Annotated in this window: 7 protein-coding genes; 5 read left to right on the forward strand and 2 right to left on the reverse strand. The window is 51.2% G+C overall.

What is annotated here, in order from left to right:
- Positions 1-71 precede the first annotated feature (71 nt).
- Positions 72-704: an MFS transporter gene (locus UNDKW_RS21720; protein WP_162060418.1), complete on the forward strand. Its 633-nt coding sequence runs from the start codon at positions 72-74 to the stop codon at positions 702-704.
- A 614-nt stretch (positions 705-1,318) separates the two neighbouring features.
- On the opposite strand, the gene UNDKW_RS21725 is transcribed toward UNDKW_RS21720, so the two are convergent.
- Both UNDKW_RS21725 and UNDKW_RS21730 read right to left on the reverse strand, forming a co-directional pair.
- Positions 1,319-1,705 (reverse strand): phage tail length tape measure family protein, encoded by a 387-nt coding sequence (locus tag UNDKW_RS21725; RefSeq protein WP_162060419.1) that lies wholly within the window; start codon positions 1,703-1,705, stop codon positions 1,319-1,321.
- A gap of 309 nt (positions 1,706-2,014) precedes the next feature.
- Positions 2,015-2,662, reverse strand: a complete 648-nt coding sequence (locus UNDKW_RS21730) for a hypothetical protein (RefSeq protein ID WP_162060420.1) — start codon at positions 2,660-2,662, stop codon at positions 2,015-2,017.
- Positions 2,663-3,563: 901 nt separating this feature from the next.
- Between UNDKW_RS21730 and UNDKW_RS21735 the strand changes: the two genes are divergently transcribed.
- The 4 genes from UNDKW_RS21735 to UNDKW_RS21750 all read left to right on the forward strand — a co-directional run bounded on the left by UNDKW_RS21735 (position 3,564) and on the right by UNDKW_RS21750 (position 12,771).
- Positions 3,564-7,736 (forward strand): hypothetical protein, encoded by a 4,173-nt coding sequence (locus tag UNDKW_RS21735; RefSeq protein ID WP_162060421.1) that lies wholly within the window; start codon positions 3,564-3,566, stop codon positions 7,734-7,736.
- 67 nt (positions 7,737-7,803) lie between these two features.
- Positions 7,804-9,147: a hypothetical protein gene (locus UNDKW_RS21740; RefSeq protein ID WP_162060422.1), complete on the forward strand. Its 1,344-nt coding sequence runs from the start codon at positions 7,804-7,806 to the stop codon at positions 9,145-9,147.
- A 451-nt stretch (positions 9,148-9,598) separates the two neighbouring features.
- Positions 9,599-11,143 carry a hypothetical protein gene (locus tag UNDKW_RS21745; protein ID WP_162060423.1) on the forward strand — a complete coding sequence of 515 codons (1,545 nt, stop codon included), beginning with the start codon at positions 9,599-9,601 and terminating at the stop codon, positions 11,141-11,143.
- A 176-nt stretch (positions 11,144-11,319) separates the two neighbouring features.
- Positions 11,320-12,771, forward strand: a complete 1,452-nt coding sequence (locus UNDKW_RS21750) for a DUF1254 domain-containing protein (protein ID WP_162060424.1) — start codon at positions 11,320-11,322, stop codon at positions 12,769-12,771.
- The last annotated feature ends 209 nt before the right edge of the window (positions 12,772-12,980 follow it).

The following is a 12,980-nucleotide window of genomic DNA, read 5'->3' on the forward strand; positions in this document are numbered from 1 at the left end:
TACGTTAGCCAACGCGCAAACAAATTTGTCCTGCATTTGCAAGCAGATTTGTCGCGCCATTGATAATGTATATGCGATTACTATTGCGACTGCTGTCTCAGCTCCCCCGCAGATTCTCTGCCTCTCTCCGCATTTTCACGAATGCACCTCTTGCCACTGCTGTTGGCCTTTTCCTCTGTTTCTTTGTCGGCTTTGCTGATGGTGTACTCATGCCGTTTTTTGCCCTGTGGGCAGAAAAAGATGCAGGCATTTCTGCCAGCCGCATAGGCTTGCTGCTGGCCTGCTATTCTGGCGGCGAGTTGCTGGCCACGCCTTTGGTTGGCGGCATTGCCGACCGCGTCGGGCGCCGCCCGGTCTTGCTGATCTCCACAGCAGGCGTAGGTATTGGCTTTGCGATACTCTACTTTACCCATGGCGTATGGGCATCTGCCCTGGTGCTGATCTTGATAGGTGCGTTTGAAAGCGTTTTGCACCCCACTATCTCTGCCGTCATCGCCGATACCATACCGGCTGAGCAGCACCGTTATTACTTTTCCATCGCACGCGTCATGTCGAGCGCAGGCCGTGTGGCTGGCCCGGCAGTGGGCTCTGTGCTGGCGCTGTTCGATGATGGTCCAATTTTAATGAGTCAATCTGTTGAATCCTCCATGGTGTTTCAATTTTATCCCTTGGGTAATCTGGTCGCTGCGGAAGTGCAATTTTGAAAGAAAGTCAGACTTAACCCAATTGCATACGATGCGAATGCAGCGTAACCAGATATCTGACGGGATATCCTTTATTGCCCGAGCGAGCCATAATACGAATTAATTACTTTCAGGTGCGAAAAAAAATTTATCCATGAACTATAGCTCTCTCCATTTTTTCCTGGAAAGCCCATTGCTTCCATTAATGCCTTTTGTGCTCTTTTTGGGCATTTCGACGATTTTGCCGTTTCTTGGTGGCTGGGCCAGTCTGGCGACACATTATCGGGCGACGCAGGCAGCGACAGGTGAGCGTTTTCGCTTTGTTTCAGGCTCCATGGGTTCCAGGTTTTTCACGGTCAATTATGGCAGCTGTCTGTTTGTGTCGGTCAGAGATGTAGGTAAGATTAGCGCAGCGTAATCGTACGCATGCTCAGCCGCAATTTTCTGTGCTGCTTGCAAATCACGGCTGCTTTATGATTTTTAATCAAGGATACATCACTCTCGTGGGGAGATGTACAGGCGGCGATCATCGGATTTTCTTGGCGTCTGTAGCTATTTTTGGTATCTCATGCGTACGATTACGCTGCGCTAATCGTACCTACTCAGGCTCACTCCAATCTCACACCAATTTCGTCTTATTTCGGACAACCGTCGAGTGGCGCGCGTGCTGATGGATCGACCATTTTAATCAAGGTGGTAACCGCCTCTTTTTCACTCAGCCCTTGTGCAGATACCAAACCTAAGGCAGCTTTGGCCGATGGTTCGATTGTGGCGGATGAAAACCGGCCGCTGCATACCAGCCAAAAAATCACTTCACGCGCTTCTCCTATGGTGCCTACGCCATTCTTTGAGATGCTAGTCCCAAGTTCATAGAGCTGGCCTTCTGTCATGCCGACGTAACCCCCGGTCAATTGCAGAGCAGATTGCATACGGCGTTGATCACCAGCTCCTTGCATTGCAACCACCACAATAATGACGGCAAGGCCGACAACGACGATTGCTAACCACTTTAATATTTTCACACTAAGTCTCTTTCATAAAATAGATACGATTAAATTACAGCTAAAGCGACTCGCAATGGTCAAATAGTCCGAAAGGGACGTGGGTACGATTAGCGCAAGCGTAATCGTAATCGTACGCATGTTGCAGACTTCCACTTGCTTCTGCAAGCATGGCTTCTTTGCGATTACTAGTCAAGAATAAACCATGTTCATCTTGAGATGGACTGAAGATAACCATGCGATGTGCTTGATATCTTTTCTTTTGGGGACGCGGTTTTGTACGATTACGCTTCGCTAATCGTACCTACGCGGGGGTTGCGAATTTCCTTGCTATTTCTGTTCAACAAAGTCGAGTGATATTTCGCTCAGATAAGGCTGTGCCTGGATGACTGCTGGCAGGCTGGATTTGATTTTTTGTTCGCCAAGAATTGCCTTGGGCGTATTTTTATCAGTACGTAGCTGGAAGCGGAAATTTGGGGTGCAGTCGCTGGATGGTGTTGAAAAGGTGCCTTCATTGAAGCTGGTGACGTGGCCGCCATAATCCCAGCCAAAGCCGTACAGAATCAGCGGCTTGCCGTTTTGTTTTTCTACCGCCTGGATGGAATCAAGTATCTTCAAGCCTTGATAAGTCCACTGGCTTTTCTCAGCATTGATATTGACGGAAACAAGGCGGGTCATTGCGTCATCATCAAAGTACACTTCTACTCTATAGGGCTTCATCTGGTTTTGCGGGTAGAGCACCAGTACTTTTTGAGTTGCTCCTTCCGCGCCATCCACTTCCTGCACTGTGGTGTTTCCTGGATAGCGTTTCTTCAGGCTTCGTGCGGTATCGCCTTTCTTTACCGGGTTTTGGCAAGAGAGCGCGAGGTCAGCGGGGGCAGCAGGTTTATCGGCTGCATAGGCACAGGGGGAGCTGGCAAGCGCGATGGCTGCACATAAGAAAACAGCTGGTTTCAACAAAGAAGTCATGGCGCTCATTTCTCGAAATCTGGTATGCGAAAAGTAAATGGATGATGTGCCTGTTTCGGGTAGATGTGAACCAGACTAAAGTTCAGGTCGCTGGCTTTAAATTACGGCCGAGCACAGGAGAGAACTCTCTGTGCTGAGACATGCTTAGGCAGTCAGCTTTACAGTCGTTGATTTTCTCTCGCTCCATTGTCGCGCATGGTCTTGCGCTGGCGGGCTGAATGGCGTTTCAGATCTGCTGCCACCGGCAGTGATGCCTCGCGAATTGCTCTGACTGGAAAGGCGGGTGACTTCCATGTGATCACAAAACTCAACATAAGCTAGTCAGATTTCCTGAAAAAGTGATGAAAAAAACAGTCGCACATGTTGTATTTTGAATAATTTAAGTGGCGCTTATGCCAACAATAGATGCTTTATGATAATCTGCATTTCGTCGGCAATTTTTAGACACCTTTATAGCGTTCGTCGCGTTTATCGCTTGCCTCCTGTTCTTGATCAACGCCCTTAATTTAAACAATTTCGTTAAACAATTTCGTTAAACAATCTTCGTCACCGCTGCATTTGTATCGGCTTGCACGAATACCTTCCTGAGATTGCATCACATGAAAATTCAGCGTCTGATCGGTAATGGGTCGTCCCTGCTGGCGATTTTATTCTTTGCGCCACAAGTCGCGCACGCCTATCTTGAGGTTCTCTGTGCCTCCGCGAAAGACTGCAAGATCGTTGCCCCATGCACGGTTTGATGGGGGCTAGCAGCCTGGCGACTGTCCTCTACTTTAACCGGCTTTTTTTAGTGGAATATTCATGTCCGGACAAAACCTCCTTGGGCACTAAGAAAACATTAAAGTTGCGCTTGTAATAGCAGCTGTATACATCAATTACGACCGTCAAGCAGAGAAGAAGGAGTACTGTGATGCCAAGTTCAAATTTAGGTGGGAATGTGTTGTCGGGGCAGTTCTCGGCTTCGGCGGGGGATATGGCTAGTGTGGCCGGAAGTGGCCGGCTTGATGCGGGTCTATCAGCTGAGTTCAACCGTGGAGTAGAGTTGAGTGCGCAAATCAATGCGCAAGTCGGCTTGAGTGCTGAGTTTAGTCATTTTATCAGTGCTGGAGTCACGGGCGAGACACATGCTTCTGCGAGCATTCAGGCTCAAATCCAGGCACCCATGAATCTTTTTGATGAAGCTGGTTTGTTCGTGCGTTTAAAGGCGGCAGCCGAGGTGGGTGCAGGAGTTCAGTTAGCGATTGGCTTGAGCGCCAGAGAATTTCTCGAGCAGGCCGCAAATATCCCCGGCATGGGTTCGCTGCCGCTGAGGCTGGTCAAGGTGCTGTTGGATGAAGTGGTTGTAGAAGGTGGTGTTCATGCCCAGGTAGCGGTTTCTGCAATGGCTTATGCCAATACGGTGGTGGGATTTCAGCTGGTCGAAACCAATAAAGGTGGCGTCGTTCAGAAGCCAGGATTCTACGTCGGTGCCGAGGCGGGAGCTGGCCTTGAAGCGGGTGCAGGATTTCGCGTCTTTGCTCAAGCCAGCTTGTCAGACCCAAGGCGTATGGTTAGACGATCAATTGACTTGCTGGCAGATGAGGCATTGAGTCAGTTAGCTGACATGGTGCGAGCGCAATCACCTGCCGTCTCGGTGTCGATTGATGCTGCACGCAGCCCACTGAAAATGGCCTTACGGCTCTGCTATGAGCTGGGGGATTTGAGCGCGCAGCGGATAAAAACCGGTCAGACAGGCTTTACCACCAATGACTCTGGCCAAATGGCCTTGCGGACTCTGCAGGTCATCATTGATGAGGCGCAGCGATATATTTGCAGTCAAGTATGTGAGGCCGCAGTCACGCTCCTCAGTCAACAAATAAGCGCGATCGGTGTGCCGGCAACAACATGGCAATCTGCGCGATCGCAGCGTGAAGCTTTCGCCGCGCAATTGCGGGCAATACCGGACGAGCCTTTTGAGGCGACTACAGTCAATCGCACCTATTGGTCAGACCTGGTTAACAAAGGTGCCAGTTTGCTTGCTGCGCTGCTGAGCACTCAGCAGCGCCAATCAATCGCCGAACCGATCGCCATGCTGTGGGCGGGATCGCAATTACTTTTCGCGGTGATGGAACGCATAGCGCCCGCCAGTGCGAGCGCCACGTTTCTCGGGCACAATATCAGCAGACCTACGCCCTCATTCTCAGGGGCGAATTTGCAGCAACCGCCGTCGCTTATTGGTCAGCATATTCTGACGGCACTGAACATGTCCACGACTCACACCCTAGTCCACGCGGACTTAATCGCCTATCTGACTAGGGCGTCTGGGCTAACAAATCTGCGCCAGCGTCAGGCAGGCCTGGATCAGTTCCTGTCAATTTTCGAGTCTGTTATGCCATCAAACCTGCTCGTCAATTCGGCTGCCGAATTGTTTTTGAAGGGCGAGGCTGCGTTTGTCCCTAACGGCGGCACGTTTAATCCAGAGCGTGCCTTGCTTCCCTTGACCAATGCCTTGCGGGCATTTGTGGATGATCAAATTAATGCTGTTATCACGCCTGCAGTGCGCAACTTGGGCCGTAACAATGATGATGTCGTGGTTTACTGGCGCGAAGTTTGCGTTCCATCACTTAACGCTGCGACGCAGATGGTGTTTGCTCAGGTGGAGAGCTGGAGTCGTCAGCAGTTTTCAGAGAAGGCGTTTCAAGAGGCGCTGTCTTCTGTTCTGCTGACATTTCTCGGTCGCAATTTAGTTGTCTTTGCCGATGTGATTACCCATTCCGCCCGCTCACAGATGCGAAGAATGTTAAACCAGGCGGCGGACAATGTAGGTGCACCGAACGGGCTGGCTAATACCTTGCGTCCAGTAACCGGTGGCTCAGCTGACGAGCTTGCGGACCTGCTCGAAGAAGTGCTGCGAATCGGCGGTGAAGTCTTTGGCCCACTGCCGCCAGAGCAGCGCCAGCGCATGCGCAGTCTCATGTTTCGGGCGATACAACCCATCTCGCTTGAAAATCCTGGCACATTGATACAAAACTTAAGCAATCCCGCCATGGTGCCTGATCCGCAGCTCTTGGCAGAGTTGGGTTTGGCAATGGGGAGCTTGATGGTTGAGCAATTTCTGGATTTCGTCGGACGTGTACTCGCACGTGTAGCTCAAATGATACTCGACGCTCTCAGCGACGCTGTTGAGGCACTCACCGAAGCCGTGCAGCAATGGTTAACTGATATTGGTAATGCCTTGGAAGATGCGCGCGAGCGTGTCCAGGCCATCGCGCGCGAGCTGCGCGAGGCATTGGATGCGATGCAAGACCATGTGCAAGATGAAGCAGAAGCGTTCACCGCGCTTATCACACAATTTAGTCGTCGCAAAACGCGCATGGCTCTTTTGGATGGCATCAGCAATCACGTCTACGACCAGGTCGCCAGCGCGCTACATTCGATTCCCGGATACGATTGGTTGCCCTCTGTGGCGCGTAAAAGCGTCCGGCAAACTCTGCGCGGCGTTATTGAAAATCTCATCGAGTCCGAAGTCATGGATGATTTGCTGGAGGCCTTGCGCACCGACCAGGCAGAAGCCAATCGCCTGTTGCGCGATGTGCGAGCACTGCGAGGCCGTAGTGGGTACACCAGAAAACTTTTGGACCTCATGCTCGATTGGGCCATTGGACGGCTGCAAGAGCGGTTGCGCGATGGTTTTGTCATCAACATAAAATTCACGGTCTTCGATAATGATTTTAACCTCGGCGAGATAGCGCTTGGGGCGAGTGATTTACTCCTGGGTGTGTTGCGCGCCTTGCTTGAGGGTGTTGCGGATATAGTAGATGCCGTTGGAGAACTGTCTGATAAGGCGCTCGCGGCTCTTGCTGCCGAGAATTTGTTGGAGAGCAAGCAAGCCGAAGCCCGTGTTGTCGAGGAAACGGAGGCACGATTAACAGCGCTGCATGCAGAGTCCCGCCCTCAATCGCGTCGCATCGAGATCATGGAGCCTGCCAATGGCGCATTCTGCGGCGACACGCCTGATTTTGAAATTCACCTTTACGGAGTCCCACTCTCCTTCATCAAGGAAGATGAAGGAGGCCGCGAACGGGTGGCACTTTTCTTGAACGGGCAAGAACTAGAGCTGAACCAATTCAGTATTCGGGAATTTGCCGCCACATCGACTGAATCGGTTCGATCAACTCCCCCCATCGATATCAATGCAATAGGGCGCTCGGTAAAATCGAAAGTGCCTTTCACATTGGCGCAAAATTTTTCGGCAACCGTGCTGAATCAGTCCTTACTGAAAGCACAGCGTGAAAAAACTGCATCTAAAACAATCAACCGCACAATCACCGGCGGGATGCTCAAAGGGCCTGCACTAGCGAATGTCGATCTGGCCAGTGGCGGATTAGGGCGCCTGCGCCGTGTCGATCTTGGTGCCATTCGTAACAAGAATGATGCCGAAGCGGGTATAGTGCTGACGCGCAGAGTCAAGTCAACAGAGCTGCAGCAGGGGATTAATACCTTGGTCGTGGTCGTGGCCGATGGACACGGAGCGGCGTTGCGCTCAACCGCTACTTTCTTGAGTCCGCCACAAACCAAGGCACCGGTGACGTCATCCAATCCCAGAGATCCTGGTCGCCCCTCCAAGCTGCCTGCTTCCACCATGGAAGACTTGCGCGCCTGGCTGCCCAATGCCGAACATATCAAGCGCGCTGTTTCAAAAGGCCGTGACATTAACGCTGCAAAACCACGCGTCGTGCCACGCATTCCCACAGTATCCACCGCACCTATGGGGTGGTCGGCAGCGCCACCATTCGCACTATTTCCACTTAAGCAGGGGGCGCTTGTGCGTGGCCGAATAATATCGGCAGATACAAAAGTATTGACACTTGCATTAGGACCAGGCGTCATTGGCAAATTGCCGATCAAGAATGCATCTCCCGATCAAACCGCCGTCCCGACCAAAACCGGGCAGATACTTTATGTTGAGGTTGTGAAGATATCGAACGCAAAGTCAATTAGCCTGAAGCTTGCTGCTGACAAGCCCCCCTCAATGGTGGTGGCGAGACCACTATCACCCTTGAAGTGGATGGCACCTGTACCAAGGCGAGGCCAAAGGCTGTGAGACAGTGCGATAACAAGCTGCAAATTAATTGAGCGCAAGTAATACCACTCTCGGAGAGGAGATATTCATGAGTAACTTAACTGAAACTTTTCAAAAGGCCGCCGATTTCTTTTGCGGACCAGCACCGGGTAGCACCTACGTGCCTTTTGCATTTGAAGTTGCAGATCGTAGTTCACTCCCGATTCGTTATTCAAGTTATGGGGTTCCTGGTTTGACGGGCGATGCTTCGGATTTTGTGCCAACTGATGCGGTTTCATCATTTTTGCAAACATCTGCAGATGTTAGTTGGCAGAATGATCCTATCGGCGGCGGCTTTGGCGAAACCAGATTGTCGCTATTGTGTGGTTATGGAACTGGTGTGCGTGTAGTTCCAGATGAAGAAATAGATGCTTTAATCGATGTGGGAACTATTGATGTTCTCCTAAAAGCCCCTCCTCACTATCTCTTTCGTACCGCGCTAAAAGACAGATATGTTTTTCGAGTGTGTTCTGCCGCTTTTCAGGACGGAATATTGTTTTTGGCTTCAGATGAGCCTGATTTACGTGAACTCGGAAATCCTGATCTTGTTGGGCTATATCCGCTCAATATGCAACAAATTCAAATTGCCACGAAACGAGATCCAGCCGACATTCTGCACACAATTAAACACGAATTACTTCATTATGTATTCGACAAAAGTTTTAATATATTAGGTAATGTTAGGCATGAAAACCCATCGTTGGATCCCCCATCTATAGCTGTAGATCACTTCGTTATCGAGGTGGTAATGGAGAAACTTCAGGCGCAGACTCTTTGTAAACAAGGTTTAATAACGCATCTCAGTAAGCCTATGTGGTCGGCGAATACTTATAGATTTACAGCAAAGTTTGATGTTCCTTTTTTAATGGAAATTGAGGAGAAAGATGCAGTACTGGTGAAGTTTGTACATGCGACAACGTTCAGCGTCATATCATTTGGCGGCATAGATTTTCCTCTGTTAATAGAAAGGCATCGCTTGGCATGGGATGAAAATGATCATATTGGCATCATGTCCGTACTCGATGACCCTGACTTCGCCAGTGCAGCTGTCGCCGCTCAGTTAATTCCTCTTTTGCCCCAACCAGGATTTCCTGAATTGGAATCCATCCCCCTGCTGTTCACGCCAGAGATGTACCAAGACATGGCATTTCTCCATGCCCAGCGTTACGCCATGTATGTGCACGGTATTTATGAGCTGAGTCTTATTTCGAAGAGGGAACGGAAAACGATGAACATCTTGTTTGCAAATGCTGACATAAGCGAGGGCGCTATGCTACGTAACTTTGGATGGGCCGCTCGTATGGATGCTTTTTTCACTGAATTTTTTGAAGCTTTGATTACTGATCCCATGGAAGGCGTGCTCGCAATTGAGCGGCGACTGCGCAAGCCATAGTGTCAATGCCAAAACCTGTGTACGGTCTTTCATTGCGACATTTTTACTTTACTTCTGATCGCTGATCCTGCCCGATACCTCATCTGCCAGCCGCCAGCTCAAGCTATCCCCTTGTGCCTATCTCATCGCAGGGCATCCAAATCGCTCCAGTCCCAAAGGCCGGGGCGACTTTCATGTGATCCCTGAGATCTCATTCAAGATATCGCATTTACTGAAAAAAACGACAGGGAAAAACACTGCCACAGTTGTTGTATTTTAACTAATCAATATAGCAATTACATTAATTAAAGATGTTTTTATGATAATCTCAATCTTGTCGGCGATTTTCCAGGCATCTTTGTAGCGTTCGTCGCTTTCATCCTGCTTTTGATTGACAGCCTTCACTTTAACAATCTTCGTCAGTCTGACGTTTATATCAGCTTGTGCGAATACCATCCTGGGATTACATCACATGAAAATTCAGCGTTTGATCGGTAGTGGGTCGTCCCTGCTGGCGGCTCTATTCTTTGCGCCGCAAGTCGCGCATGCTTATTTTGAAGATCTCTGTGTCTCCGCGAAAGACCGCAAGATCGTGGCCTGTGTGGAGCCGCGTGCGGCGTGTGCAAAGACGCCGTCTGAAGGAAAAGCTTGTCCGGCGCAACTTGCGCAGGCGGTGAAGCAAATTGCCGCGCCTGTTCCCGCCAGAAGTATGATCCATTCAGATGCCACCTACTTTTTGGCGCAGGCACTGGGCTATAGGGCCGATGTGGCGTATTGGATTGTTGCCTACAATGAAGTGGCAGACTACACGCAATATGCACCCATTGACCAGTGCGGCGTGCAAGCGTCTGCCAGCAACTCTGGCCAGTCTTATATCACGGCCAAATTTAATGGCTTCCAGCGCACCAATGCCACAACCGATGGCCCGCTGTATCACTATGTGCTGCCGTTTTCCCCGAACGGTGCAGGCACGGACGTGCATGGTGCCAGTGGTATCCAGGCCGTGTACCCGTTCCATTTCCCTGTACCCGGCTATCCGCTCGTGATTGACGATGTTTATGAGGGTTCGCTCTCCAATATGCGGCAATGGGCCATGCAAGCAGATGAAGAACCTGGCTTGCTGTGCGCGGCAGGCCTGACGGTGCCAAATGGGGCGTCGAATTTCAGTGGCCGTGCGTGCAGGACCGGGATCACTGCGCAGGGAAATGTGCCGGTGATTACAAAGTCACAGAACGGTGTTCAGGTAAGCTTTAACTCAGGGCCTAAAATTCTCGACAATAGCAATGGTGATGTCAGTTACCGCGAACTGGGCCAATGGCTGAAGGATAAATCCCGTACAACCGGTGTCTTGTGGAAAGATCCGGCCATGCCGCCAGTTCCGGTGCAGCTTGCCCGCATCGGCTTGTATATCCACAGCATGCAGGACACGGCTTCGCATTCGACTTACTGCGGTGACGATGCGCCTTCTCCTCCTGGCGGCACCGATGCCGGCAGCTATATGAAACTGGATGGCAATAATCTGCAACTGATCTTTGGTGCGACCTGCGCCACTGCGCCGCACATCGCCGGGCATACAGAAGAAACCGCGACCGGCGATTCTCCCTTGCCCCTGCGTAATTACTCAGCACTCAATATGACCTTGAACGAGCTGATTATTTTTGGTAATACGGTGGCCAAAGCAAGGGGATGGATCGTCAACCCTGAACTGCTGCCACCTGATGTCGTTGGCGGTAAAAACGCACTGGGGCAAAGTGCCGCCGATCTGCAAGCCAAGCTGGTTGGCACCATCACTCAGGGTCAGCAATGGACACGCGGCGAAGTTTACAAGTCCGGTCTGGTGACATTGCCACTGCAGCAGCTTTCCACTTTGAACCGCTTGCATGTCATGAACGCGGCGCTGATGTCGTACTCTGACTATGTGCAAAATCAATACACGGCACCTGCCCGCTTCACGCCATTCGAGTTGATGCCTGGCAACGCGAAAAACCCGCAAGATACCAGCGTCTGTTATAAATAGGATAGGGCTTGCAAAAAATTGCCACAACAAGGCTATCGCTGTAGGGAACCCTCTCTTGCCGGAGAGGGTTCCAAGTTTGGCAAACAAGAGCTAGTCTGAAAACACTGACTATGCCTCCAAGCCAAAGAACGTGTTTTGCTTCAGTCACCATCATTCCACCCCGGATAGGAGTCATCATGAGCAACGCAGCATCAACACCAGACACCAGCCTGTTTAGCCTGCAATTGCCGCAACTCAGTCTGCCTGATTCAGACAATGCCGAAGAAGAGTATGCGTATTCGCTGGGCATCCAAGCCTACATCTATGGCTTTCCCTGGATTTACAATGCGCAATTGCGCTGGTTGTGGGCCAGCGAAGCAGGCAAGCATTTTTCAGAAAAGCATGGGCTGCCTGACCTGTATGCGCCTATCAATACTTTTCATCACGCAGCCGTACTGGCTACTCCGGCGGCACAAACGGGGGGCGCGCCCAATACCGATACGCTGTACTCCACTGCCTGGCTCGACATCGCCGAAGACCCCATCGTTCTCTCGGTTCCAGCTGTCACCGACCGGTATTTCGTGATCGAAATGGTGTGCATGGACGCCGACAACTTTGCCTATGTGGGTACGTACGCCACAGGTACAGAAGCAGGCAACTACCTGATTGCACCACACCACTGGAACGGTACGGTGCCAGATGGCGTGGCTGATATCTTGCCACGCTCGCGCACTGATACTGTATTCCTGTTGGGGCGCACCGGAGTCAACGACAGCAGCACGACCGAAGTTCAAGCGGCCAATGAGGTCCAGCAGCAATACATTTTGACGCCGCTGGCAGACTGGCCCAATGCGCCCACGCCATATAAAAAACCGGTGATGATACCCTGGGGTGTCGACTACAACCATACCGCAGGAGCATGGCGCACCATGAACGACGCCATGACACAAAACCCGCCCGGTTTGCCACCGGGGATCAACCAGGAGCAATTGCTAAACCTCTTTGCCACGATTAACATCGGCCCGAACCAGCATGTAGAGCAACAATCCGAAGCTACCCGCATCGGCCTTCAGCGGGCGGCGAGAGACGGGCTGGACTTGCTTAAAAAGTTCAGCAAGTCCCGTGGAAAATCGGTGAATAACTGGACGTATCCACCGCAAGACGTAGGCCGCGCCGGGCAGTACAGCGACTTTATTACCAGGGCAGCGGTGCAATCACTGTCAGGCATCTGCGCCAATGACCCGGACGAAGCGGTGTATATCAACACCAGCATCGACAGCCAGGGCAATGAATTGAATGGTTCCAATTGCTATCGCATGACTTTTTCGGCAGGTAATTTCCCACCGTTCAATGCAGACATGCATGGCTTCTGGTCAGTCACCTTGTATAACTCGACTTACAACCTGTGCCCTGGCTCAAGCAATTATTCCATCAACGGCTATTATCCAGAATTTTCAACAACCGATGCCGAGGGCGGCATCACCATCGTGATCCAAAGCGACAAGCCCGACAACTTACCTGCAGGAAGTTACTGGTTGCAGTCGCCCAGTGCCGAAAGTTTCTTTTTGATTTTGCGGGTCTATGTTCCCGGCCCTACTGTCAGCTTCACGCAAACCTATAGCCCGCCAGCGATTGATCTTGCAAGTTAGAACTCATTTCATCAATAGGATGAGTGCGAACAAGACGATTTGGGATGCAGTGCAAGGCCTTAGGTGTGTACCCTGTGCAGCTAAGGCGTCCGCCTTTGCAAGTGCGTGGTAACAAAACTGCACGCTGCAATGCGCCCAAATCGTCAGTTCCCGGAGGGTATGCCTCATAACGCGCGCTGGACTTGCCCCGTTGATGAGCGCAAACACAA

This window comes from Undibacterium sp. KW1 (assembly GCF_009937955.1).
GTDB lineage: Bacteria > Pseudomonadota > Gammaproteobacteria > Burkholderiales > Burkholderiaceae_D > Undibacterium.

Coding starts and splice junctions, on each gene's coding strand:
- UNDKW_RS21720 (WP_162060418.1), top strand. CDS start 72: ATGCGATTACTATTGCGACTGCTGTCTCAGCTCCCCCGCAGATTCTCT.
- UNDKW_RS21730 (WP_162060420.1), bottom strand. CDS start 2,662: ATGAGCGCCATGACTTCTTTGTTGAAACCAGCTGTTTTCTTATGTGCA.
- UNDKW_RS21735 (WP_162060421.1), top strand. CDS start 3,564: ATGCCAAGTTCAAATTTAGGTGGGAATGTGTTGTCGGGGCAGTTCTCG.
- UNDKW_RS21740 (WP_162060422.1), top strand. CDS start 7,804: ATGAGTAACTTAACTGAAACTTTTCAAAAGGCCGCCGATTTCTTTTGC.
- UNDKW_RS21745 (WP_162060423.1), top strand. CDS start 9,599: ATGAAAATTCAGCGTTTGATCGGTAGTGGGTCGTCCCTGCTGGCGGCT.
- UNDKW_RS21750 (WP_162060424.1), top strand. CDS start 11,320: ATGAGCAACGCAGCATCAACACCAGACACCAGCCTGTTTAGCCTGCAA.